The sequence below is a fragment of the Streptomyces sp. WMMB 322 genome (genome assembly GCF_900090145.1).
Lineage (GTDB): Bacteria > Actinomycetota > Actinomycetes > Streptomycetales > Streptomycetaceae > Streptomyces.
The window spans coordinates 63,369-86,403 of the sequence record NZ_FMHI01000015.1 but is presented as its reverse complement, the minus strand read 5'-3'; the positions used below and the strand labels follow the sequence as shown (position 1 = coordinate 86,403).

The 23,035-nt window shown below is 71.1% G+C and carries 21 protein-coding genes; 9 read left to right on the top strand and 12 right to left on the bottom strand.

What is annotated here, in order from left to right; all coding sequences use genetic code 11:
• The first annotated feature begins 270 nt into the window (after window positions 1–270).
• The gene (locus H180DRAFT_RS21635) at window positions 271–2,355 is read left to right on the top strand and encodes a hypothetical protein (RefSeq protein WP_055487774.1); all 2,085 of its coding nucleotides are present in this window, start codon (window positions 271–273) and stop codon (window positions 2,353–2,355) included.
• A 14-nt stretch (window positions 2,356–2,369) separates the two neighbouring features.
• Here the strand turns inward: H180DRAFT_RS21635 and H180DRAFT_RS21630 are convergent, their stop codons facing one another.
• From H180DRAFT_RS21630 to H180DRAFT_RS21610, 5 genes are all read right to left on the bottom strand, one after another.
• Window positions 2,370–2,828, bottom strand: a complete 459-nt coding sequence (locus H180DRAFT_RS21630) for a hypothetical protein (RefSeq protein ID WP_368073138.1) — start codon at window positions 2,826–2,828, stop codon at window positions 2,370–2,372.
• Window positions 2,829–3,214: 386 nt separating this feature from the next.
• On the bottom strand, window positions 3,215–4,531 hold the full coding sequence (locus H180DRAFT_RS21625) for a molybdopterin-dependent oxidoreductase (RefSeq protein ID WP_079100306.1): 1,317 nt from the start codon (window positions 4,529–4,531) through the stop codon (window positions 3,215–3,217).
• 396 nt (window positions 4,532–4,927) lie between these two features.
• Window positions 4,928–5,821 carry a S1 family peptidase gene (locus tag H180DRAFT_RS21620; RefSeq protein WP_254666135.1) on the bottom strand — a complete coding sequence of 298 codons (894 nt, stop codon included), beginning with the start codon at window positions 5,819–5,821 and terminating at the stop codon, window positions 4,928–4,930.
• A 512-nt stretch (window positions 5,822–6,333) separates the two neighbouring features.
• On the bottom strand, window positions 6,334–6,558 hold the full coding sequence (locus H180DRAFT_RS21615; RefSeq protein ID WP_055487772.1) for a hypothetical protein: 225 nt from the start codon (window positions 6,556–6,558) through the stop codon (window positions 6,334–6,336).
• 106 nt (window positions 6,559–6,664) lie between these two features.
• Window positions 6,665–6,973 (bottom strand): hypothetical protein, encoded by a 309-nt coding sequence (locus H180DRAFT_RS21610; protein ID WP_055487771.1) that lies wholly within the window; start codon window positions 6,971–6,973, stop codon window positions 6,665–6,667.
• Window positions 6,974–7,269: 296 nt separating this feature from the next.
• Between H180DRAFT_RS21610 and H180DRAFT_RS21605 the strand changes: the two genes are divergently transcribed.
• A complete protein-coding gene (locus H180DRAFT_RS21605; RefSeq protein ID WP_055487770.1) occupies window positions 7,270–8,073 on the top strand; it encodes a lantibiotic immunity ABC transporter MutE/EpiE family permease subunit in 804 nt (267 codons plus the stop codon).
• 2 nt (window positions 8,074–8,075) lie between these two features.
• Entirely contained in the window at window positions 8,076–8,816 is a 741-nt protein-coding gene (locus tag H180DRAFT_RS21600) for an ABC transporter ATP-binding protein (RefSeq protein ID WP_055487769.1), read from the top strand.
• A 118-nt stretch (window positions 8,817–8,934) separates the two neighbouring features.
• Here the strand turns inward: H180DRAFT_RS21600 and H180DRAFT_RS30575 are convergent, their stop codons facing one another.
• The 7 genes from H180DRAFT_RS30575 to H180DRAFT_RS21565 all read right to left on the bottom strand — a co-directional run bounded on the left by H180DRAFT_RS30575 (window position 8,935) and on the right by H180DRAFT_RS21565 (window position 14,543).
• Complete coding sequence (locus tag H180DRAFT_RS30575) at window positions 8,935–9,945, bottom strand: helix-turn-helix domain-containing protein (protein ID WP_055487768.1); 1,011 nt, start codon at window positions 9,943–9,945, stop codon at window positions 8,935–8,937.
• Between the two features lie 39 nt (window positions 9,946–9,984).
• Window positions 9,985–10,509, bottom strand: a complete 525-nt coding sequence (locus H180DRAFT_RS21590; protein ID WP_254666129.1) for a DUF2511 domain-containing protein — start codon at window positions 10,507–10,509, stop codon at window positions 9,985–9,987.
• A gap of 11 nt (window positions 10,510–10,520) precedes the next feature.
• Window positions 10,521–11,426, bottom strand: a complete 906-nt coding sequence (locus H180DRAFT_RS21585; RefSeq protein WP_055487767.1) for an ABC transporter ATP-binding protein — start codon at window positions 11,424–11,426, stop codon at window positions 10,521–10,523.
• On the bottom strand, window positions 11,423–12,214 hold the full coding sequence (locus H180DRAFT_RS21580; RefSeq protein ID WP_055487766.1) for a hypothetical protein: 792 nt from the start codon (window positions 12,212–12,214) through the stop codon (window positions 11,423–11,425). Before H180DRAFT_RS21580 ends, H180DRAFT_RS21585 begins: the two co-directional genes overlap by 4 nt.
• The gene (locus H180DRAFT_RS21575; RefSeq protein WP_074466924.1) at window positions 12,211–12,897 is read right to left on the bottom strand and encodes a hypothetical protein; all 687 of its coding nucleotides are present in this window, start codon (window positions 12,895–12,897) and stop codon (window positions 12,211–12,213) included. Before H180DRAFT_RS21575 ends, H180DRAFT_RS21580 begins: the two co-directional genes overlap by 4 nt.
• A gap of 192 nt (window positions 12,898–13,089) precedes the next feature.
• On the bottom strand, window positions 13,090–13,989 hold the full coding sequence (locus tag H180DRAFT_RS21570; protein ID WP_055487765.1) for an anti-sigma factor: 900 nt from the start codon (window positions 13,987–13,989) through the stop codon (window positions 13,090–13,092).
• On the bottom strand, window positions 13,986–14,543 hold the full coding sequence (locus H180DRAFT_RS21565; protein ID WP_055487764.1) for an RNA polymerase sigma factor: 558 nt from the start codon (window positions 14,541–14,543) through the stop codon (window positions 13,986–13,988). Before H180DRAFT_RS21565 ends, H180DRAFT_RS21570 begins: the two co-directional genes overlap by 4 nt.
• 231 nt (window positions 14,544–14,774) lie before the next feature.
• Here H180DRAFT_RS21565 and H180DRAFT_RS21560 point away from each other — a divergent pair, with 231 nt between their 5' ends.
• The 6 genes from H180DRAFT_RS21560 to H180DRAFT_RS29935 all read left to right on the top strand — a co-directional run bounded on the left by H180DRAFT_RS21560 (window position 14,775) and on the right by H180DRAFT_RS29935 (window position 22,988).
• Window positions 14,775–14,945, top strand: a complete 171-nt coding sequence (locus tag H180DRAFT_RS21560; RefSeq protein WP_074466923.1) for a gallidermin/nisin family lantibiotic — start codon at window positions 14,775–14,777, stop codon at window positions 14,943–14,945.
• A gap of 95 nt (window positions 14,946–15,040) precedes the next feature.
• Entirely contained in the window at window positions 15,041–18,274 is a 3,234-nt protein-coding gene (locus H180DRAFT_RS21555; protein WP_055487763.1) for a lantibiotic dehydratase, read from the top strand.
• Window positions 18,271–19,626: a lanthionine synthetase C family protein gene (locus H180DRAFT_RS21550; protein WP_055487762.1), complete on the top strand. Its 1,356-nt coding sequence runs from the start codon at window positions 18,271–18,273 to the stop codon at window positions 19,624–19,626. Before H180DRAFT_RS21555 ends, H180DRAFT_RS21550 begins: the two co-directional genes overlap by 4 nt.
• Before the next feature lie 28 nt (window positions 19,627–19,654).
• Window positions 19,655–20,647, top strand: a complete 993-nt coding sequence (locus H180DRAFT_RS21545; RefSeq protein ID WP_055487761.1) for an ABC transporter ATP-binding protein — start codon at window positions 19,655–19,657, stop codon at window positions 20,645–20,647.
• A complete protein-coding gene (locus H180DRAFT_RS21540; RefSeq protein WP_254666128.1) occupies window positions 20,644–21,471 on the top strand; it encodes an ABC transporter permease in 828 nt (275 codons plus the stop codon). Before H180DRAFT_RS21545 ends, H180DRAFT_RS21540 begins: the two co-directional genes overlap by 4 nt.
• 110 nt (window positions 21,472–21,581) lie before the next feature.
• On the top strand, window positions 21,582–22,988 hold the full coding sequence (locus H180DRAFT_RS29935; RefSeq protein ID WP_159033596.1) for a DUF6895 family protein: 1,407 nt from the start codon (window positions 21,582–21,584) through the stop codon (window positions 22,986–22,988).
• Window positions 22,989–23,035 lie beyond the last annotated feature (47 nt).

Genomic DNA, 23,035 nt, shown 5'->3' with positions numbered 1-23,035 from the left:
CGAGAGCCGCGGCAGCGGGCATCCTCATGCGGCCGTCCCGTGATCCGAACGAGGCACCGCGTGCGGCGCCGGGTGCTCCAAGTCTGTCCGTGGGGTTGTCTAAACCGATTTAAACGGGCAGGGTGCGAGACCCTCCAGCCGGCCGGCGGAGACCTGCACGGTCGGGCACCAGCCAGGACACGACCGGACAGCACGCCGGCCCGCAGGCCGGAACGCACGCCGGGACGCAGTCGAACGTCCGGAAGAAGACAGGGAAGAGGAGCCGAGACCATGAGTGTGCCCCGCAGAAGACTCCTCGCCCTGGGCGCCGCCGTACCGGCCTCGTCACTGCTCGGGGCCGCACCGGCACGCGCCGCCTCCCCCGCCGCCCGCGGCGGCACGGGCCGCCTGACCAATCTCGCCCACCTCCGCTTCCTCGGCGACACGGTCGAGCCGGAACCGCTCCCGGGGCACGACACCTACCGGCTGCGCGAGGAGCCCCGGCTCGGAACGCTGTGGACCTACGCCGAACGGCAGGACGACGGCTCCTACAAGCGCATCGGCGGTGGAAGACTCGATCCGGAGACAGGGCACTACGAGCAAGGCGCCTTCAACGCCGACGACATCGCCCGCGCCGCAGTCGTGCACCTTCGGCACTGGGTGAGCACGGGCTCCGGCCGCAGCCGCGACTCGGCCCGGCAACTGCTGCGCGGCCTCTGCTATCTCCAGACCACCGACGGCCCCCACGCCGGCAACGTCGTCCTGTGGCAGCAGGCCGACGGCACCCTCACCCGCAGCGCCTATCCGCCCGAGAAGCCCGACCCCTCGGACTCGGGCCCCTCCTACTGGCTGGCCCGGTTCGTCTGGGCGCTCGGCGAGGGCTTCGAAGCGTGCCGCCGTACCGACCCCGCCTTCGCCGCGTTCCTCCGCGACCGCCTCGATATGGCCCTGACCGCCCTCGAACGCGATGTGCTGAGCCGGTACGGGACATGGGAGACCGCCGACGGCCGTCGTGTGCCCGCTTGGCTCATCACCCACGGCGCGGACGCCTCCTCGGAGGCGGTGCTCGGCCTCGCCGCCTACGTGCGGGCGGGCGGCGGCACCCGCGCCCGGAGGGTCATGGCGCAACTGGCCGAAGGCATCGCCGCGTTGGCCTCCGGCGGACCGGGCCGGTGGCCGTACGGGGCGGTGCTGCCCAGCGCGGCGGCTGTCTCGCAGTGGCACGCCTGGGGCGCCCAGATGCCGACCGCGCTCGCAACCGCGGCGTCCGTGCTCTCACGCCCCGGGCTGCTCCGTACCGCGCTCGCCGACACGGCCGGCTTCACTCCCGAACTGCTGACGGCCGGAGGCTGCGACAACGGCTGGCTGCCCGCCCCCGTCGACCGCAACCAGATCGCTTACGGCGTCGACTCCCGCCTGCGCGCCCTGCTCACCGTCGCCGAGAACGGCGGCGCACCTGGCCTGTACCCGCTGGCGGCGCTCACCGCCGCCTGGTACTTCGGGGCCAACGCGGCAGGGGAAGCGGTCTACGACCCGGGCACCGGCATCACCTTCGACGGCGTCGGCCCCGACGGCAAGATCAACCGCAACTCCGGGGCCGAATCCACCATTCACGGCCTGCTCTCGATGCTCGCCCTCGACTCGCTCAGCGACCGCGGAGGCGTGCGCTCCGTCGCTTCCCCGCTGGGTCTGGGCGGCACCGGCGAACGTGACGGACTGCGCGTACTGGAGGCCGAGAAGGGCGAACTGACGGGAGCCGCCGAGTCCGTGAGCCCCGACTCGCCCTGGACCGGGGAGTCGCAGTACAGCGGCGGCGCCTACGCCGCCCTGCGCGAGGGCGGAGGCATCTCGTGGACACTTCCCGACGACACCGAAGGGCCCCTGCTCGCCTCGCCGGTCGTCAACCTGGTCCCCGACACCGAAGCCGGCGCGACGCGCTGGGGCGTCCGCGGCTCCGGCCCCCGGGTCACCCGCGTCGACCACGGCACTGCCGGAGACCAGGGCATCACCGCAGCACCCGGTGCGCTCACGCCGGTTGCACTGCCGGAGACGTTCGCACCAGGAGCACGGCTGCGGGCGCGCGCCGAAGCCGTCGGAGAGCATCCCCTGCGCGTCGACGCCGTGTTGGTGCGGCCCGCCGTGGCACGACGGGTGCTCCACGGGCCGGAGCGAAGCATCGCTCTCCTCCACAACGGTGACGGACAGGCACACACGGCCGAGGTGACACTGCCCGGTCAAGGATCTGTGACCGTCGAGCTGTACGACGTACGGGCACGGCTCCGCAGCCGGCACACCCTCCCCGGTCCGGAGGCCCAACTGACACTGCCTGCACACGGATTCGCCGTCGTACGGCGGAAGGCCGCACGACGGACATGACGAGGAGGCGGGCGCTATACCCCGTCCTCACGGTCCGCCCGCCGCCGTCCCCGCACTGCCCGCGCCAGCAGGCACACCGCCGAGAGGGCGAAGAGCGCCGCGGTGACCAGCAGCCAGCGGCCCATGAACACGCCCGGATCGAGAGCGGTGTACGAGGCGTAGCGACCGCCCCGCTCCAGGATGAGCGGAAACCAGACGAGAAACAGCAGCAGCGAAATGACTGCCGGCACCCGCACATAGTTGACCTGCTCCGGCCGCTCCGGCTGCCCCGATGATGCCTCCGTCCCGCGCCCACGGGCCTTGCGCGGCCATGCCGTGACCGCCCGCAGCGCACGGTCGGCGACCGAGTAGAGCGGAACGAGGACGAGGTCGTGCACGACCGCTGCGCCCACGAACCACAGGACGACACCGAGCGTGTTCCCCTCCAGCAGCCGGACGCCGGCGTACCCGGCCAGCGCGAATGAGCTGAGCACCAGGAGCAGATGGAACGGCGATGCCCCGTACCTCGCGCGGAACGCAGCCAGGCCCTTGCCCCGCTCCGGGCCCCTCTTCGCCGGGCCTTCCTTCTCCGGGCCTTCCCGCTCCGGACCCTCCTCCCCCGGGCCTTCCTTCGCCGGGCCTCCCTCTCCCGGGCCGCGGTCCCCCGGCCCCCTCTTCTCCGGGCCCCCCTTCTCCGGGCCGCGGTCCCCCGGCCCCCTCTCCTCCGGGCCCCCCTTCTCCGGGCCGTGGTCCCCCGGCCGGTGGTCCCCCGAATTCCGGTCGCCCGTCGGGCTCGTGTCCCCGGGACGCGCGTCACCCCTCGGGGTCTCGTCACCCCTCGGGTCCTTGTCTCCCGAGTTCTCCTCTGCCGGGCCGCCCGTCACGGCCGCGCTCCGAAGGTCAGGCGCGTGACCCACTTCGTGTTGTTCACGCCGGGGTTGGCCGGAACGATGACGCGTGCGGGATACCCGTGGTCCAGGGACAGGTCCGCTCCGTTGACCTGGAGTGCGAGCAGGGACCGCGGGTCGCGGACCTGGTTGTCGCGCAGGTTCGCCGAGCGGAACGAGCCGCTGCGCTGCGCCGATTCGACGAAGACCTCCGGAGGGCCGTCGCGGAACCCGGCGAGTGCCGCCAGCGTCGTCAGCCTCACGCCGCTCCACTCCTGGTCGTCGGTCGACCATCCCTCCACGCACGCGATGGGGAGGGCGGCGGTGTGCTGCGGCAGTTCCAGCAGCTGCTGCCGGGTGAGGATCCTCTCCCGGTCGCCGGAGCGCACCGTCAGCCGCCAGTCCTCCCCGACGTCGGCGGCCCGGATTCCCCGCGCCTCTGCGGTCTTGTTGATCTGGAACCCGTTGGGTCCGGTGCCGGGGTCGGTGTGACGCGGCGCCAGTACGGCCGTCTCACGTAGCGATCCGCCGATGCTCTGGCCGGCCGTCACCACGAACAGCACGAGTGAGCCCGCGCCGACCATGCCCAGGGCGCCCCGCCGGGAGATCGTCGCCGGTGCCGGATCGGGAGTGACCAGCCCGGTTGCGTCGGGCGGTTCGGGCTCCGTGCGGCGAGTGGGGGTGCGCAGTTCCCTGCGCAGGTCGCGGCTGCGCAGGGCCCGCACCATGACGGGGATGCGGAAGGCGATGTGCACGACGAAGGCGCCGATGAAGACCCAGGCTCCGTAGAAGTGGAGGGTGTAGAAGGAACCGGGGAAGATGTAGTCCAGCTGCACGTTCAGCAGGCCGGTTGCGAACTCGAAAAGCGCCCCGCCGACGAGCAGCAGCAGCGAGAGCCGCTCCAGCGCATGGCTGAGGGAGCGCACGGGCGGCCAGGTGAACAGCTTCGGCACGACCGACCACAGCTTCGCCAGCAGAACCGGCACCAGGACGACCCCGAGCGTGACGTGCACACCCTGGTTGAGGCGGTACAGCCACGGAGGGTCCGTCGGCCAGGGGAAGAGGTAGAAGCCGAGCCAGCCCTTGCCCGGCGTCGTGTCGTTGGGCGGCCCCAGGCCGGGGTTGTACGCGGCGTACGACAGCAGGCCCGTCACGAAGAGCACGATGATGCCGACGAGGAGGACCAGGCCGAACATCGAGGTCAGCCACGGGCCGCGGAGCGGGCTGCGCCAGAATCCCGGCCGCGTCGGACCCGGGGGCGGACCGAGGGGCGAGCTGCCCTTCCCGCCCCCGCGGGCGACGTCGCGCATTCGGGCGAACCGCCCGTGCCCCTGCGGCTGTTGAGGGGCGCGGCGTGCGCCGTGCTCGCCGGGTCCGGGGGTGTGTCCTTCCGGCGGGCCGGTCTCCGCCGGGTGCTCCTTGGCCTGCATCTTCGTCCTCCGCGGTGCGACGACGGCCGGACGGCCCGTCACATCGACGGTATGCAGCGGGGCACGCCGGGCCATGGAGATCGACTGCCACGTCACCGGACCGTTCGATCTTTCGCCCCGGCGCCACACGGACGAAGCCACACGGCGGAAGCCGCAGGCAGGAAGCCACAGGCGGGGAGCCGCGCAAGACGAAACCGGCCTGCGCGCCCCTCAGGATGCACAGGCCGGCGCTCACCGCGCGGCAGGGAGGGAGTCCGTGCCGCGCGGCGAGGTGGTTCAGAAGACGCTCACCCCGTACGCGCTCAGCGCCTCGGTGACCGGCTGGAAGAAGGTCGTACCGCCGGAGGAGCAGTTGCCGCTGCCGCCGGAGGTCAGGCCCAGGGCGGTGCTGCCGGCGAACAGCGCGCCGCCGCTGTCCCCGGGCTCGGCGCAGACGTTGGTCTGGATGAGCCCGTTGACGATGCCGTCGGCGCCGTAGTTGACGGACACGTTCAGGGCCTGGACGGTGCCGCCGTGCAGGCCGGTCGTGCTGCCGCTGCGCTGCACGGACTGACCGACGGACGGGTTCCCGGCGTTGGTGATGTCCTGGTAGCCGCCGTTGTAGAGGTAGACCCGGCCGTCGGCCGCACTCGGGTTCGAGTGGCGGATGATGCCGTAGTCGTTGCCCGGGAAGCTGCTGCCGGCCGTCGTGCCGATCGACCAGGAGCTGCCGATGTTGGTGCAGTGACCGGCGGTCAGGGCGTACTTGGTGCCGCTGCTGTCCTGCACGTTGAAGCCGAGCGAGCAGCGGGCGCCGCCCGTGGTGATGGCTTCGCCGCCGGCTATGAACTTGGTGAACTTGCCGGGTGTGCGCTTGATCTCGTAGGCACCGGCGTTCACGCCGGCTTCCTTCTTGATCTTGGCCAGGTCGGCCTTTGAGACCGTGCGGTCCGCCGTCACGACGACCTTGTCGGTCTTCGCGTCGGTGTACCAGGCCACGCCGCCGACGTCTGCCGTGCGCAGGGCCTGGCTCGCGTCGCTGAGTGCGGCGGCGCTGAACTTAGTGGGGGCGGGTTCGGCTGCTGAGGCGCCGCTCGCGGGGAGCGCAAGCGCGGCGGCGACCGCGAAGCCGGATGTCACTGCGATCAGCCGCGCGCGTCTCGCAAGGCGATGGGGGGTGGTGCGCGTGATCCTCACTGATTCCTCCAGTTGGAGAACGGGGGCCCTATGGGGTGGTGGGCCCATTGAGCGCAGCCATGAGCGCACGACGGTGGGGCCGCCGTGTCCCTGACAAGCGCTGGTGGGAATGTTTGCTCCAGGCCCCCGGTCCACGCAAGACGCTGTTTCAAAGTTCAAAAAGTGAAAGAGGCCAGCCGGGACGAAATGTCAGATTGATCCGCCTGATAACTGTCACAAGCGGACACACGTCAAGTGCACTTCTCTGTCCGCTTGTTCGCGGCACGCCACATCGGGTGATGCGCCTCCATCGAGCCGGCACTCGCTCATGAGGCGCGCCGACCGCCTTCCGGCGGCGGCCAGTTGGGCACGCGGCTTCGGGAACGGGACTCCGGCGGCGCCTGCCCGGGGGTCCGGACACGCCACTCCCCGGCCCCACCGGCACGCGGCTTCGGCAGCCCGGTGGTCGTTGCTCACTTCGTCGGCCCGGACCTCGGAATCCGGCGGAAGGACGAAGGCGCCGGCAGTCAGCGCCTCTCGATGCGGGCCTGGTCCACGAGCTCGGAGTAGGCCTCGTCGTCATCGAGGTCCGACTCGTGCAGGAGGAGCGCCGACCACGGGACCGGGCACGGCGGAGCGTGATCCGGGTCCGGGCAGAGAAGCCTGGCAATGCGCTCCTTGATTTCCTCCGCCTGCTTCTCGGTCGCGTAGATACCCAGCCGTACTTCCCACACGCTCGGCTCGTCCGGCAAAACCCACCGACCTCCTCGGAGACAATTTCTGTCGGAATGAATCAGAAACGGGGTCCGAATTGACAAAGAAAAGGGAGGCGAGCTCTCACCCGCCTCCCATTGCACGCTACCAGACCCGCTTTGCGTCGCAGTGCCGCTTGTAGTGGCCCTTGGGCACCGGCACGTTGGCCTTCGCGGCCTTGATCGCCTTCTCCCTGGAGTTGCCGGTGCCGTCGGCCCGGTCGTAGCCCACGACGTTGTTGTCCTTGATACGGACGATCTGGCACTGCACGGTGGCATGCCACGTCCGCAGAATTCCGGCGCTGTGCGGGACGGCCTCGTAGGAACTGCCGGCGGCCGAGGCCGCCGGCACCACGAGTCCCCCCAGCGCGAGGGCCATTACTGCGGGAACGAGTGCGCGGCGGAGCTTCTTCATGAATTCCTCCCTGACGGTGGTGAGGCCGGACCATGCCTGCCCGGCGACGCCAGATGACCTTCGCACCGGCGCACTCCGGGACGAGTCCTTTGTCAGGCGAGCGGCAGTCCCGCGTCAGGTTTCCGTCAGTCGGCTGCCGACTTGCGGAAGGAGCCATGTCATGCCCTGCCCTGGGCACCCCCCGAGCCCGTCCGGGCCGACTCGTGGATAGTCCGTCTCGTGGAGGATTCCGTGAACCGAAGCCTCCCGGCCCGCTACGTACAGAGAGCACGGACACAGCGGCCGCAGGAGATCACATGGCAAACGAAACAGCTGTCCCCCTCAGGGCGGGGCGGCGGGACAATCCGTCACTGGCGACGGTCACAGGCACCGAACTCGCCCGCAACAAGCGGGGGTTCATCTTCTGGTACCACCTGCTGGCCCCCGTCGTGATCACCGTCCCCCTCTTCATCGGCGCGCTCGGTTCCTCCGAGGCGAAGGCAGGCCAGACTTTCGAGGTGTTCCGCAACGTCACCCTCGAGTTCTGGGGAGTCCTGGTGCCGATGACGGCCGCGCTCGCCGCCGCGCTGACCGTCCGCGCGGACCAGGACCCTTGGCGGCTGCTCCTCTCGTACGGCGTGCCGCGGGGGCGCTACTTCGTCGCCAAGGTCGCCGCGCTGGGCGTCCTGGGCTTCGTCTCCTCGACGGTGCTCCTGGTGATGCTGTCGCTCGGCTCGGTGATCAGCGGACGCTTCCCGGAAGGCATGGGAACGGTGGCCGCGGCCGTCTACCTGCCCTGGCTGGTCGGCCTCTCCATGACGGCGCTGGCGGTCCTCGTGGCCGTCATGTGGGGCATGGGGCCCAGCATCGGAGTCGGCGTCGCGGGCCTGCTGTGCGGGGCTCTGGTCTCGGACAAGGTGTTCTGGTTCGCCGTCCCGTTCGCCTGGCCGATGCGGGTGGTGCTGCCGCTCGCCGGCATCGGGCCGAACGGGGTGCCACTGCCGGAGGACAGCCCCGTCACCGAGATGTCCGCGATCCCCCTTGCTCTGGGCCTCGCCACGGTGCTCACCGTGGTTCTGCTCCTCCTCGGCCGCCTGCACATGATCCGTAAGGAGATCTGACCATGTCCGTGGGGACACCCGGCACACAGACTGCGCACGCTCTGGTGATCCGTCAGCTGCACAAGCACTACGGCACGCACCGCGCCCTGGACGGTGTGGATCTCACCGTGAAGTCCGGCGAGGTCTACGGCCTGCTCGGGCCGAACGGCGCGGGTAAGACGACGCTGATGAAGGCGCTGCTCGGGCTGCAGCGCCCGACGTCCGGCAGCATCAGGATCTTCGGCAGGCCGGTCGGCCGGGAGACACTCTCCGAAGTCGGCGCGCTGATCGAAGTGCCCGGCCTGTGGCCGACGCTGACGGGCGACGAGACGCTGAAGGTGCACGCCAAGCTGCGCGGAGTGCCCGACGAGTGGATCGAGGGGGCGCTGCGGCTGGTGAAAATGACCGATGCACGCGGTCGCCGGGTCGGGGCGTACTCGCTCGGTATGCGCTGGCGGCTGGGCATCGCCATCGCGCTGCTCGCTCGGCCCCGGTTGATCATCCTGGACGAACCGACCAACGGCCTCGACCCGGTCGGCATCCGCGAAATGCGCGGCATCATCAGGTCGTTGGCGAGCGAGGGCGTGGCGGTGCTGATCGCGAGTCACCAACTGGGTGAGGTGGCCCAGGTATGCGACCGAGTACAGGTGCTGACTGCCGGCCGCACCCAGTACGAGGGGCCGCTGGAAGGCCTGGCCGTCGACGGCGATGTGGAGGCCGGCTTCTTCCGCCTGCTGGAGACCGCCGATGCCGGCATCCGCTGAGCAACCGGACCACCGCCGGTGGCCCCGTAATGGCCGGTCACGAGGCCACCGGGGCGCAGTCCGGGACATGCCGAGCACGGAAGAAGCAGCAGTCCGAGAGCGAATGTCCCCCGGCGCCTCAGGAGGCCTGTCTGCGGTCGCGCTGCGACGGCACCCTGGCAGCGGCGTGCGGTGCGTCCGCGGCGAGCACGGATGCCAGGGGAATCAGCTCGGCACGGCTGCGCACGCCCACTTCGTCGTACAGCCTGCGAATGCGCCGGTACATCGTGCGTTCCGAGCAGTAGTAGCGTCGGGCGATCTCCGACACCGTCATGGACGAACACAGCATCCGCATCAGCCCTGTGTCGATTCCGGGCGCGGTTCGCACCGCGTCCGCCGCGTGCGCCCCGCCCGCCCGGCCACACGGGGACGGGCGGACGGGCCCGTGCTCGCCGGACGCGGAACCTCCCGGATGGAGAGGATGAGACGGGAGTCCGTCCCCGGCTTGCAGAGTCCGGCGCCCTGCAGCGGCGGCATGTTCCAGGCCGCTTCCCTGCCGCATGCTCCCCGGCCTGGCCGTCCGATCCTCGAAATGCCCTGGCAGGGCCTGCCGGTGATCTTCTTCGCCGAAGCCGCTCTCGCGTGCCACGGAGAGAGGCTGAAATTGCGACTCCGCCCTCTCGGGAGGGCCTGTGGTGCAGTGCGAACGGAGCTGGGCGTACAGCATGTCCACCTGATGTGCGCCGGAAATGGCCATGTTGAAGACGAAGTTCGCACCTGAACGGATGGCGTAGTACGTGCGAAAGCCCGAGACGTCATTGGTGACGGCAACGAGCAGCGCCAGGGGATGCCGCACTCTCACCGCGCGCAGTCCCTCGGCCTGGAATTCGCTGGTGACCGGAATCAGCACCGGCAGGTCGAGCGCTCCGCCGGGCGCGGTCAGATCCTCGTCATCGACGAAACCGATCCTGCCCAGGCCTGAACGGATTCCGGCGAGTGGTGCGTGAGGCGACTCGAAGTGGGCCCTGAGGCCCGAATGGATCAGGACGTGGAGTTCGCTGGAGTTCGAAACCTGCTGCTGTTCGTGCTGGTGCATCGTGTTTCCCCCGTCGTTCATCCCCGTGATCGCCCGGTCGTAGGTGACGATCACGGGTCATGCCCCTGCCGGCTCTGAGAGATCCGGTACCGGTCACCGTCCGACCCGACAGAGCTTCATCGTTCTGCTGAGCAGCGAGCCGAGGCTCACTTTGTCACCATCGTCCCCGGATACCCTCATCGGCCCGATATCACGGTAACCGGCCCGCTTTGCACGCTCGTTGAGCGCGTATGTCGTGCCGTCGGGGTCCGTGAACACGGCCTGGTTTCCTTCCCGGCACTCCGCTGTACCGTGGTCGGTCTTCAGCGGCCAGGTGTAGCCCAGGTTCTTCTCACTCATCTTCTGCTTGGTCGAGGTCGGGCTGGGCAGCGGCTCCGGCTGCTTGGTGTCGGGGTCCGTTCTGCCTGCGCCACCGCAGGCAGACACCGCGAGCAGCACGAGCCCGGCAACGGCCGAGGCCAGAACCGCCGGGCGGGCACGGCCGCCGGACCTCACGGAGCCGGTCGAGCCGGTGGCCGGGAGGGCCGCGGTCAGTGAAGTGGTCGTCGGCGTCGTGGTGTTCATGGTTGTCGCGACGGTGCTCGCGGTCTCCGAGCGGTTCCGGTTCTTCGTGGTCACGTGTGCATGCCTCACTGTTGGATCGGGCTGGTGGAGAATCGGGCTGCTCCGTCGGCGCCCAGCAGGGCGGCATAACCGTCCTCGAGAGACGGTTCGACCGGACGGGCCCCCGCCGGCGGATCGTTGGTGATGACCCGGTACTGGGCTCCTAGCGCGGTGGTCACCGCACTCACCACCTCCGCCCCGGGCGGCGGTCCTTGCGCGGGTCCTTCGGCCTCGCACACGTAGGTGCACCCGGCGGCCTGGTCGACCAGTGCCGTGGTGGCGTCGTGGAAGACCAGGCGACCGCCGGAGAGCACTGCCACCGCGGGGCAGGTCTGTGCGACGTCGTCGAGGATGTGAGTGGAGAGCAGAACGGTGCGGCCGCGGCCGAGCCCGGCCAGCAGCGTCCGGAACCGCATGCGTTCGTGCGGGTCCAGGCCGGTCGTCGGCTCATCGACGATCAGCAGGGACGGATCGCCCATCAGGGCCTGCGCGATGCCTACCCGTCGCTTCATGCCACCAGAGAAACCGGACAGGCGCTCGCCCGCCCGCGCCTCCAGGCCGACCTCGGCGATCCGTTCCTCCACCTGGCGCCGTCGGTCCCGCTTGTCGTGGATGCCTTTGAGCACCCCGATGTAGTCGAGGAACTCACGGGCGGTCAGGTCGGGATAGAGGGAGAGCTCCTGCGGCAGATAACCGAGCATCCTCTTGACCGCGGTGAGCCCGCCGCCGGTCGACAGGTCGTGTCCGCCCACGGTCACACGGCCCGCAGTCGGCCGCAGCACCCCGGTGAGGATGCGCAACAGGGTTGTCTTTCCTGCGCCGTTGGCGCCCAGCAGGCCCACGGTGCCGTTCTCGATGTGCAGGTCGACGGCGTCCAGCGCGCGGCGTCCACCCGAGTAGACCTTCGTCAACCGCTCAGTGGTGATGTTCATGTTGCTCCGTCTCGACGGCGGACGAGGAGGTGGCCGACGGCGTAACAGACGGCGGCCATGGCGAGCACCAGCAGAAGGTTCATCAGCGCGGCGGCGTCGCTGACGTCGGGGCGCAGCGCGCCGTCGCCCTCTCTCGCCGCCCACACCTGAGGTGCGTGCGCCCAGGCCACAAGCGGGTAACCCCCGAGTGGTGACAGGACAGTGCCGGTGATCGTGGGCAGCGGAGAGAACGCGGGCGGGAAGTGACAGGCCCACAGCCACACCACGACCGTGACAGCGCGCGCGGCCGCGACCGGCATCAGCACGCCCAGCAGTCCGGCGAAGGCAGTGACCAGCAGGGTTGCCGGGAGGAGCACAGCCACGAGGGAGACCACCGCGGATGTCAGAGGTGCTGCGGACCCCCCGGTACCGGCGAGCACCGCGGAGGCCAGCAGGAAGAGCAAGGCGACCGGTGCGAGTGCGGTCACCAGCGGACCCGCGAGCGCCCCGGCTGTGCGTGACAGCGCACGGGTGGGAGTGGCGGCCAGCAGCTCGGGCATTCCGCGCGCTTCCAGACTGCGGCGCAGCCGGTCCGCGAGGGCGAGACCGACACCCAGGGTGCAGAGGGTGTTGACGAGCACGGCGCCGGCTCCGGCCCGGGCGGCAGGGTCATCGTGACCCGTGACCACAGGTGACGTGGCGGCCAGAAGCACACTCAGCAGCGCCAGTGGCAGGACCGCTCCCCAGACGACCTTGCGACGGGCCGCCATGAGGGCCTCGTACCGCAGTGTCCACAGCAGCGCCGTCATCCTGTCTCCCCCCTCGTCGAGCGGTGGCCCGCCACGTTTCCGGACGGCCCACCACCGGTCCCCGGCCACCTGCCGGAGACTGCCCCTTCCCCGCCTGAACGGCCCGCGTCACCCAGAGCACGCAGGGCCAGCACGATCAGCACGGAACCGGCCAGCAGCGCCGGCACGCCCTGTCCCGCACCCTCGGGCACCACGCGGTCGATGAGCAGCAATTTCGCCAGGACGGCGGCCACGATGAGACCTGTGGCGGTCGCAGCCGACCCGGACCGCACCGTCGCCCATACGGCACCGCCGGCCAGCAGCACCGTCAGCCCGGTCAGCTCCAGGAGGGCGGCGCCCAAGTTCAGCGAGTGACTTCCCGCCCGTACCAGCGCCACCAGGGCGAGAGCGGAGACGGCGCTGACTGCAGCGGGCCACGCGAGGCGGCGGGCGACAGTCCGCGGATAGGGCGTGGGCAGCGACAGATGGAGTTCCAGGAGCTGCTCGCGGGCGACAACTGCCGCACAGGCCAGCGCAGTCGCTGCGGGCAGCGCGCTGGTCAACAGCGAATGTCCGAGCAGCGTCCCGCCACCGGGCCCGGTGAGCATCGCGACGCATGCGAGCAGGGCGGCCAGGACCGGCAGGACGACGGCCTGCTTTCCGCAGCGGCGCACCTCGTGCGGCAACCACGTCGCGATCGTCATCTCTCGGCTCCTCCCGTCGGTCCCCTGCCTTCGCCGGCCCGGTGCACCACCGCCCCCGGCCGGCAACGGGGGAAACCGGCCGGTGAGCAGTGGCGCACTCTGTACGTAGCCCGGCGAAGTCGGATGGTTCACACATGGCCGTGCATTCTTCGTTTCGTTCCCCCTTCCGCCCGCAGCGCCGCCGCGTGCGGGCTACGCCGCCGAAGCCGCGGCCGCATGCCTCCTCATGGCTCCGGCGGCCCAGCCGAGCAGCGCGAACGCGAGCAGCAGGGTCCAGGGCGTCGTCGACAGCAGTGGCTTCAGGAAGGCGTCCGCCGGCGTGGAGAACGGCCCCCGCGGGCCTGCCGCCACCCCCAGCAGCCACAGCGCGGCTCCGGCGGCGGCCCCGGTCACCGGCGCGAACCGGACGGCAAGGGCGAGCGCCAGCGAGGCTGCCAGCAGCGACTCCCCCAGCCAGCTCGTCACCACGGGCCACCAGCCCGGCCCGTCCACGAGAGCGGAGCAGATCATCGCCATGGCGACGTCCGCGAAGAGAACCACCGTGAGCCTCGCGAGAAAGACCGCGGCGGGCGGCACCGGCAGCGTGAACAGAAGCTCCCGCCGGGGGTCCCTGCGGGGTGAGGCGGCCATGAGGGCGCCGAGGATCACCAGCAGCACCACGACACCTCCGAACAGCCGCACCCCGAAACCGTCCTGCACCCTCGCCGATGCCGTCAGCGCCGCGCCGACGAAGCCGGCCGCGCTCAGCGGGGCCCAGACCCGGGGCATCAGCGCTGCCTGGCGCAGCGTCAGCTGCCATGCAGTGCGCCAGGACATGCCACGTCCGTGCGGCCTCTCTGCCGGAACGGCCACGGCTGCTGCGCTCCGTGACGGCGCCGCCCCGGCCAGGGCCGGCGCGAGCAGCGCGTCGAACGAGGGCGGAGCGACCGCCAGCTCGTCCGCTTCCGCGCGCACTGCCGAGCCGATGTTCTGCCACGCTGCCATCCGCGTTCGGCAGTCGGTGCACACTGCCAGGTGTTCCGGTCCGCTCCCGCCGTCCCGGTCCGGGCGGGCAAGCTGCGCCAGGACGTCGTCGGTGATGTGTTCGGTCATGATCGTCCCGATCCTTCCAGCCGCGTGGCGGCGAGCATGCCGGCCAGGCGTCTGCGCGCGTGGGACATCCGGCTCTTGACGGTGCCCACCGGGATGGCCAGCACGGTGGCGACTTCCGCGTAGGCCAGTTCTTCCACGAGCACCAGGGCGAGCACTTCCCGCAGATGCCCGGGAAGAGCACGCACGGCGGCGAGCAACTCGGTGTGTTCGGCCTCTCTCACGATCTGTTCCTCCACGCCCGGGGACGGGTCGGGCACGTCGTGCGCCTCCGAGAGATCCGCCAGTTGCGGGCGGGACTTGCGGAGTTGGTTGTGTGCCTGTCTCCGGGCGACGCCCATGAGCCAGCCGCGCGCGGAGGACTCGCCGCGGAATCCCTTCGCGGAGCGCCAGACGGCCAGCCACGTCTCCTGCAGGATCTCCTCCGCCACCCCCTGGTCCGAGGTGAGTCTGCGGATGAGGCGGAGCGCGGCGGCGGCATGCCGTTCATAGAGGGCACGCAGGGCGGTCTGGTCGCCGTCGGCGACGGCGGTAAGCAGAGCTTCGTCCGAACACACATCACGTACGTATCAGGAAAGTCCGTCCCGGTTCACGTGTCTCCGGGAGGAATCACCGATTCAGGCGTGAAAGCGCCACTCCGGCCTCATCTTTACCCATAGCTGCCATCGAACTGCCAGCGCTGCCAAATCGGTTGGATTCCGTTGATCGACGCCGAACAGCATGATTCGGTAATTCCCGGATCGCGACCCACGAACGTTCAGTCGTTTCAAACGGGAGGAGTAGTCAGCATGGGAAACATCGCCCCTGCGCAGTCGCACAACGAGGTGAACCTCTTCGATCTCGACCTGGAGATCGGTGTGGAGAAGTCCGTCGCCGGCCCGGCCATTACGAGCGTCTCGTACTGCACCCCGGGCTGCACCAGCGAGGGCGGCGGCTCCGGCTGCAGCCACTGCTGCTGACCTGAACCACCGTGTGGCCGGGCGGGTGCCCGCCCGGCCACACGGGCCGCACCGCCGAACGCGGGCGCACAGACCGGCGCACAAGGAGGGGGAACGTGGGGCAGCCGTCACTTGAGAGACCGTTCGAATCGAAGGACGTGTTCCTGCTCCGGGCGCCGCTGGCTCCGGAGTCAAGGGGGCTCCCCCTGCCGCACGGGCCCGGCGGAGGGCCCGGGGACCTGTCCGCATGTGCGGACCTGCTCGCTTCCGTCACCTGTGACAGCGCGCTGAGCGAGGCGCTGGACCTGGCCTCCCCCAGCCTCAGCGCGACGATCCGCCGCGTGGCGGAACTCGGGGCCGGAGCGGTCAAGGCCGGACAGCTCCGCCGTGCCGCGCTCGCGGTACTGCGCTACGACATCCGGATGCGGACCCGGCCGACCCCGTTCGGGCTCTTCGCGGGCGTCGCGACCGGGCATTTCGACTCCGCGGCCAAGGTCGGCCGCGGGGCCGGGCACAGGACGCGGACCCACGCCGACATGCAGTGGCTCACCCGGATCGTCCACCGCCTCGAGTCCGACCCCGCCGTGCTCGCAGAGCTCACCGTGCAGGCGCATCAGGGCCTGGTGCAGCGCGGGGACCGGCTGGTCCTCACCTCGCCCTCCACCCAGGGAGTCCGGCCCGGCGAGAGCGGAGAGGGCCGCTCCGTGGTGTCGGTGCGCAGAACACCCGTGGTGGAACGGGCGGTTGCCGAGTCCCCTGCCCCCGTCCCCTACGAGGAGCTGGTCCGGCTCACCGCCGCGGCCTTCCCCGGCGCACCCGCGGAGCGGGTGCGGGCCCTGTTGGCCGAACTGGTCCGCCAGGAAATCCTGATCACCGGGCTGCGGCCCCCGCTGGACGGCGGTGATCCGCTGAGCCACGTGCTGGGCGTCCTCGCGCGGGTGGGCCACCCTTCCGAGGCGACCTGCACGGTCCACGAGGCGCTGCTGGCGGTGGAGAAGGAGCGGCAGGCCTACGACGAGTGTCCCGTGGGCGAGGGCCGTGAACCGCTCGGCAGGCTGCTCGCCGCGGCACGCTCGGTGGAGCCGGACGACACGCCCCTGCACATCGACACCCGTCTCGATGCCGAGATGCATCTCCCGTACCCGGTGCGCGAGGTGATCGAGGAGGCCACCGGTGTGATGTGGCGTCTCTCCCGCAGCAAGCTCGGGCTCTTCGCGCTGCGTGACCACCACCGTCGCTTTCTCGACGTCTACGGGGCAGACCGGCTGGTCCCCGTGCTCGAACTCCTCGACGAGGCCACGGGGATCGGCGCGCCCGCGGGATATGGCTGGCCCAACAGCGAGGCCGCACCGGTGACTCCGGAGGTCCCACGCACGGCTCGCCGCGACCGGGCGATGGCGCGGCTCGTCGCCGCGGCGCAGCGGCAGGGCGCACGCGAAGTGGTCCTCGAGGACGGGGACATCGACGAGCTGTGTCATGACGCGGCGGACCCGGCGGACCTTCCCAGTTCCTGTGAGGTGACGGTGCAGGTGGTCGCGCCGTCCGTCGAGGCCCTGGACGACGGCGACTTCCGCGTCTTCCTCTCCCCCTCCCCCGGCTCCCATCGCGCCGGTTCCACCTTCGCCCGCTTCGCCGATCAACATCCGTACTGGCGTGAGCAGTTCGCTGCCCTGCACCGCGGCAATCCCGTTCATGTCCGGGACGCGCATCCCGTCGACCTCGCCTTCATGCCGCGCTCGGGCCGGGCCGCGAACCTCGCGCACACCGTGCCGGCGACGGGCCGCCGCATCGGAGTCGGCCTGCCCGACGCCGCCGGGACCGAAGAACTGCGCCTGAGCGACATGGGCATCGGTGCCACCCTCGACCGGCTCACGGCCGTCCACATCCCCACGGGCCGTGAAATCGTGCCCGTGCTCGGCAACATGGTCAGCGCTCCGGCGCAGGCACCCAACGCCGTCCGTCTGCTGTGGGAGATCGGGCTGGAGGGTCAGCGGCTGTGGGAGCCGTGGAACTGGGGCCCGCTCGCCGACGCACCGTTCGTGCCCCGCGTGCGGTACGGACGCTTCGTACTGGCCTGCGCCGTGTGGCGGCCGGACGTGCTGCGGGCCGGTGCCGAGGAGCTGCGGGGGCGGCGTGAGGCGAAGGGCGGAAGCGGCTCGGGTTCCGCGGACGCGGAGCGGGACGCCCTCGTCGCGGAGTGGCGCAGTACCTGGGACGTGCCGCGCCATGTCCTCGCCGTCACGGCCGACCAGCGGCTGCTGCTCGACCTGGACCTGTCGTGGCACCGGGAGTTGCTTGTCGATCAGGTGATCCGCCACCCGGATCTGGTCGCCCAGGAGGTCCCCGGCGAGTACGAGAACTGGATGGAGGGCCCGCTCGCGGGGCACACCACGGAGTTGGTCATCCCGCTGGTCCGCCGGGGGAGCAGCTGCGGCAGGCGCCCCTACGCCGGGCACATCCAGCCGGCCCGCACCACGCACGGCCTCGGCAGCGAGTGGCTCTACCTCAAGCTGCACGGACCGGCCCGCACGCAGGACGATGTGCTGCGCGACCGTATCCCCGAACTCGTCGGGCTGGCGGGCGAGAGAGGCGCCGACGGCTGGTTCTTCATCCGCTACACGGACGAGGGCGGTCACCATCTGCGGCTGCGGCTGCACAGCGCCCGCCCCGCGGAACTGTGGGGAGACGTGGCTCCCGCCGTCGGGGAGCTGCTGGGTCGCTGGCAGCGCGAGGGCATCCTGCGGGGCCATTCCCTCGCGCAGTACGACCCGGAGACCGAGCGCTACGGAGGCCCCGGCGCCCAGCTTCTGGCCGAGCGGGTCTTCAGGTACGACAGCGAGGCAGCGGTCGAACTGCTGCGGCTGGCAAAAGATCCTTCCAGCGAGTACGGCATCGACGACCTGGCCGTCGTCTCCTGTGCCGCCCTTGCTCACGCGTTCGGGCCGCCGGCGCCGGACAACCCCCTCGTCACCGAGGACTGCGGTGACGACGGCGCCGCGGCTTGGCTGTCCATGACCGGCTCACGGCGTGACCTGCCCGCCGCATTCCGTGCAGGTTCGGCTCGCTGGCGCCGGCTTGTCGACCCGTACGGCGGCTGGCCGGCCCTGTCGCAGGAGGGCGCGGGGTCTCGTGCCCTGGACGCGCTGCGCCCTCGTGACGACGCCGTGCGCGAACTGGCCGCGCTCGTAAGGGAGTCGGGTGAGACCCCGGAGGGCCGGGTCGTGGGAAGTCTGCTGCACATGGTCTGCAACCGTCTCTTCGGAGGTGAGAGCGCACGTGAGCTGAAGGTGCTGGGAATCGCGCGGGGCGCCGTGCAGGACCACCTCAACCGCCGGAGGCACCAGTCATGAACGACACCCTCGTCCGCTGCGAGGAAGCGGTTTCCCTCGTCGCCGAGCGGCTGGCCGACCCGGAGCATGTCGCGTCCGTCGCGTCGCGCGACGACAACCGTGACCCTGTCTACGACGCCGTGATGTGGGGGCCGCTGACTCTCGCCAACGGCCTGCCGGGCACGGCGCTCCTCTACGGCGAACTCGCCCGCACGGACGAGACGTGGCGCCACGTCGCGCACCGGCACATCACGGCGGCGGGGCAGGCGATGGGTGCAGCGCCGAGCCGCGGACTGTTCTCCGGTCCGGCCGCCCTGCTCGCGGCGGCGCAGACCTGTGCAGGAGCGGAGGGGCACTACGGTTCGCTGCGCCGGAAGCTGGCCGCCTGGGTGGCGCAGGACCAGACGGAGCGTCTGCGCCTGTTCGACGAGCAGGTGCGCTCGGGCCGGAGCGGCGTCGACTGGGCGGCCTACGACCTCGTGAACGGGCTGTCGGGGACGGCGCGGCTGCTGCTCGACTCCGCGGCCGATCCGGCGGAGACCGGGCCGGAGGTGGAGTCCGCGGTGACGGCGTCGCTGCGTCATCTTGTCCGCATCACCGAGCCGGTGCGCGTCGACGGCCACGATGTGCCGGGCTGGTGGGTGCCCGTCGAACTGCAGGTCGGCGAACGGGACCGCGAGCTGTATCCTCGCGGCGACTTCAACCTGGGCATGGCGCACGGCATCGCCGGTCCGCTCGCCGTCCTCTGCTCCGCCGTCGAACGTGGGCGCGAGGTGCCGGGTACACGCGACGCGATCCGGCGCATCGCGGACTGGCTCGTCGGCTGGACGCTGCACGACGAGGCGGGCCCGTACTGGCCGGCCCGCGCAGGATGGGACGACGAGACGGCAGGGGAGCGACCGCGCGCGCTCTTCACACGCACCGCATGGTGCTACGGAACCCCCGGGGTGGCCGCTGCCCTGCACCGGGCCGGCGGGATCGTGGACAGGCCGGAGTGGTGCGCCGCAGCACTGCAAGGGCTCTTGGCCGCGCTGCGCCGGGACGAGTCCCTGTGGGCGATCGAAGGTGCCACGGTCTGCCACGGCTATGCCGGGCTGCTGCGTGTACTGACGCATGTGAACGAGTCCGCCGGGGATCCGGAACTGCTCGCCGGCTGCCGCCGCCTGACCGGCAAGGTGCTCGAATGCGCCGACGAGGAGGCCCCGTTCGGGTTCCGTCACCTCATGCGCTTCCCCGCCGCCGCTCGCTCGCCGCGACCCCACCGGGCAGTCGACACCGCGGGCATGCTCGAGGGCGCCGCGGGCGTGGCTCTCGCCCTGCTGCCCGCCGGCACCGGCCCGCTGCCGTGGGACCGCACGCTGGGTCTGGCATGACGGGGCGACCGGGGTCAGGGAGGAGCAGATGACGACGGAGACGGACGTGACAGCGGCGGCGCAGGTGCCGGGAAACGCCAGCCCGGCCTTCGAGTTGAGCGGCCTCGTCGTGCGCTACGGCAAGGTCACCGCGGTGGACGGGGTGTCGCTCAGCTCGCCGCCAAGCCGCGTCACCGCGCTCCTCGGCCCCAACGGAGCGGGGAAATCCAGCTTGCTGGGCGTCCTGTCGACGGCGGCCCGGCCGGACGCGGGCACCGTGCGGATCTTCGGCCACGACGTGCGGAAGTCGGCGATGGCCGCGCGCCGCCGTCTGGGCCTGGTCTTCCAGGAACGCACCCTGGACAGGGAACTCTCCATCGAGCGCAACCTCTGGTTCCACGCGCGCCTGTTCGGCATGAAGCGCGACGACGCACGCGCCCGGACGCGTCTGATGCTGGAGCTGTTCGGGCTCACGGACCGTCGCCGGCAGCCGGTGGAGGAGCTGTCCGGGGGGCTGGCCCGGCGGGTGGAGATCGCCCGCGCCCTGCTGCACCGTCCGGGACTGCTCATCCTCGACGAGCCGACCAACGGGCTGGACCCGACGGCGCGGGCCACCGTATGGACCGACCTGCTCCGTCTCCGGGACGAACTCGGTGTCACCGTCCTGTACTCGACGCACTACATGGACGAGGCCGAGTTCGCCGACGAGATCGTCATTCTTCAACAGGGCCGCGTGGTACGGCAGGGCAGCATCGGCAGGCTCAAGAGCAGCCTGGACTCCTCCCGCGTCGTGGTGACCTGTGCCGACGAGGAGACAGCGGTCCGGCAGCTCTCGGCGGCCGGCTTCGAGCCGCTGAGCGAGCCGGGCGGCGTCGCCGTGCACTGCCCGGACCCCGAGGCCCAACTGGCGTGCGTGGTGCGGGCACTCGACGTCCCGGGGCTGACGGTCTCCGTGCACCACCCGTCCATGAACGACGTCTATCTGGCTGCCGCGGCCGCGAACGGGGCGCCGCAGCAGCGGGAGGGGGTGAGCGCACCGTGACCGTGACGACGACTGCCAAGGCCGCCCCGCCGGGTCCGGAGGCGGACGGTTCCGCGCCCACGGAGGACGGGCAGCTGCGTGTGGCGCTCCGCGCGGTGGGCGTCATCGCGCACCGCGATCTGCTGCGGCAGGTGAAGAAGCCGGGCGTGCTGTGCAGTCAGGGCGTTCAGATTCTGTTCTTCGTCCTGGTCTACGCGGTCGGCTTCGACGGGATGGTCGGTTCCGTCGGTTCGATGCCGTTCAGCGCCTACGTGTTCCCGGGGATCATCGCCATCCAGGTCGTCTCGATCAGCATCGCCTCCGGGCAGAGTTATGCGTGGGACCGGGAGTACGGCGTGTTGAGGGAACTGCTCGTGGCACCGGTGCCGCGGGTCTGCCTGCCGCTGGGCAAGGTGCTGGCGGGAACGGGGATGGTGACGGTTCAGAGCATCGTCATGCTCGCCTTCTCCCCGCTGATGGGGGTGCCGCTGGCCCCGGCGCGGTTCGTTGCCACGGTCGGCTGCTACGCGCTCGCCGCCATGGTCTTCAGCGTCATCGGGCTGTGCCTGGCCACGCTCATCCAGCGCGTCCAGACGCTGCAGGCGACGGTGCAGATGGCCATGTTCCCGATGCTTTTCCTGTCGGGGTCGGTCTTCGCCGCGGACGACGCGCCCGCGTGGCTGGCGTGGATCATGCATGCCAACCCGATGACGTACGCCGTCGACCTGGCCCGCCAGACCTTGCTGGGCGGCGGAGGCCTGCTGTCCTGGTGGGCGGATCTGTGCGTACTCGGCACGGTCCTCGCGGCCGTCCTCACGCTGCTGCGCATCCGGAGCGGCCGGTGACCCCGCTCGCCGGCGCACCCTCCTGGCCCCTGCTCCCGGGACTCTCCTGTTCGGAGACACCTGCCGCCGGCGCAGGAACACCGACGGCCGACGGGGAAGCAGCGGGCCGGGTGCTGTCCGGAGCCCTGCGCTGGACCGGTGCGAACCTGGAGTGGTTCGCACCGCGGCGCTGGCAGGAGCACCTTCCACCTCGGGCGTTCGGGCCCGGGCCGCTCCTGGAACTCCTCGGCCTGGTACGGGTGCTGGAACGCTCAGGTCTCCTGCCGCTGGATGCCGAACTGCCCATGAGAGCGCTCGATCTCGCCGAAGAGGCCGCGCACACTGAGGAGTTCGCACGCGGAATGGGACGGTGCGACGAACTCTTCCCCTACCACCTCAACCTGGTCGGACTGCTGGAGTGCCTGGGGCGCCCGCAGGGTGAGCTGCGCAAGCGGGGCGAGACGCTGCTCGCGGCCGGTGCCGGCGGCCACGCGCTGCCGTACAAGCCGGTGCTCAACAGGATCGAGCTGCGCTACTTCACCGACCGGGCGGGCTTCACCGCGCCCGCGACGCTGGCCGGTCTCGGCGCACTGTACGGGCAGAGCATCGCAGCGCTCGGGCCGGACGTCCTGCAGCTGACCGAGAGCGAGGTCTACGCGTTCACGCACGTCCTGTTCTACGTCACCGACTTCGGGCGCCACCGGCCTTTTCCCGGTGGCCGGGCGGATTCGGCAAGGCTGCGCGAGACGGTGCGGGTGTTGCTCGGCGTCCACCTGGCGCGGGGCGGCCTCGATCTGCTCGCCGAACTTCTGCTCTGCGACGCGGCATTGGAGGAAGAGGAGGCAGAGAGCGTCGAGGACCATGACCTCGCGTATGGCGCCGAGGCCGGACCTGGCACCGGTCCCGGTACGGGCACCGGCCCCGGCCCCCGTACGGGCTCGGGCGCCGGTTCCGGTACGGGCTCGGGCAACGCCCCCGGTACAGGCCCCGGTTCCGGTACGGGCTCGGGCGCCGGTTCCGGCCCTGGGGAAGGCTCGGGTTTTCTGGTGAACGCCGCCTGGAACGCACTGGCGTCGGCCGCTCGCCCGGACGGCTCGGTGCCCAGCCCCGTGCACCGTCCCGATGTCCTGGCCGGCCTCACCGGGGACAAGGCCGCCGCATACGTCTTCGGCACCTGCTACCACACCACCCTGGCCGCGGCTCTCGCGTCAGGTGTCGCGCTGGCCGCCGGGCGCCGGGACTCCCGGCCGGGAGAACGGGCCGGGGTGCCCTGCGCAGTTCCGCCCCTCCCGCTGCCCCGCTCGGAGCCCGGTGAGATCAGGCAGTGGGTGCGCGCCGCTTGCGAGGTCCCCGGGGCTGCGAGGCCCGGCGAACCCGGGGCGTGGCCGGGATATCTCGCCTCCCTGCTCGTCCTCGCCGTCCAGGCGCGCGACCCGGATGTGCTGGCGGAGGTGCTGAGCGCCGCCGAACGACTCGGCCACGGCGACGAGTCCCTGGTGCGCTCGGCGAGCGCGCTGCTCGCTGCGTGGAACGGCTGAGACGGACCGCAGTGCCGGCTCCGAGCTCGCCGAGCCTGAAGCGGCGA

Bases quoted from the DNA above. Each gene is read 5' to 3' on its own strand.
- H180DRAFT_RS21635 (WP_055487774.1), top strand. From the start codon at position 271: ATGAGTGTGCCCCGCAGAAGACTCCTCGCCCTGGGCGCCGCCGTACCG.
- H180DRAFT_RS21625 (WP_079100306.1), bottom strand. From the start codon at position 4,531: ATGCGCGACGTCGCCCGCGGGGGCGGGAAGGGCAGCTCGCCCCTCGGT.
- H180DRAFT_RS21610 (WP_055487771.1), bottom strand. From the start codon at position 6,973: ATGAAGAAGCTCCGCCGCGCACTCGTTCCCGCAGTAATGGCCCTCGCG.
- H180DRAFT_RS21605 (WP_055487770.1), top strand. From the start codon at position 7,270: ATGGCAAACGAAACAGCTGTCCCCCTCAGGGCGGGGCGGCGGGACAAT.
- H180DRAFT_RS21600 (WP_055487769.1), top strand. From the start codon at position 8,076: ATGTCCGTGGGGACACCCGGCACACAGACTGCGCACGCTCTGGTGATC.
- H180DRAFT_RS21585 (WP_055487767.1), bottom strand. From the start codon at position 11,426: ATGAACATCACCACTGAGCGGTTGACGAAGGTCTACTCGGGTGGACGC.
- H180DRAFT_RS21580 (WP_055487766.1), bottom strand. From the start codon at position 12,214: ATGACGGCGCTGCTGTGGACACTGCGGTACGAGGCCCTCATGGCGGCC.
- H180DRAFT_RS21575 (WP_074466924.1), bottom strand. From the start codon at position 12,897: ATGACGATCGCGACGTGGTTGCCGCACGAGGTGCGCCGCTGCGGAAAG.
- H180DRAFT_RS21570 (WP_055487765.1), bottom strand. From the start codon at position 13,989: ATGACCGAACACATCACCGACGACGTCCTGGCGCAGCTTGCCCGCCCG.
- H180DRAFT_RS21560 (WP_074466923.1), top strand. From the start codon at position 14,775: ATGGGAAACATCGCCCCTGCGCAGTCGCACAACGAGGTGAACCTCTTC.
- H180DRAFT_RS21550 (WP_055487762.1), top strand. From the start codon at position 18,271: ATGAACGACACCCTCGTCCGCTGCGAGGAAGCGGTTTCCCTCGTCGCC.
- H180DRAFT_RS21545 (WP_055487761.1), top strand. From the start codon at position 19,655: ATGACGACGGAGACGGACGTGACAGCGGCGGCGCAGGTGCCGGGAAAC.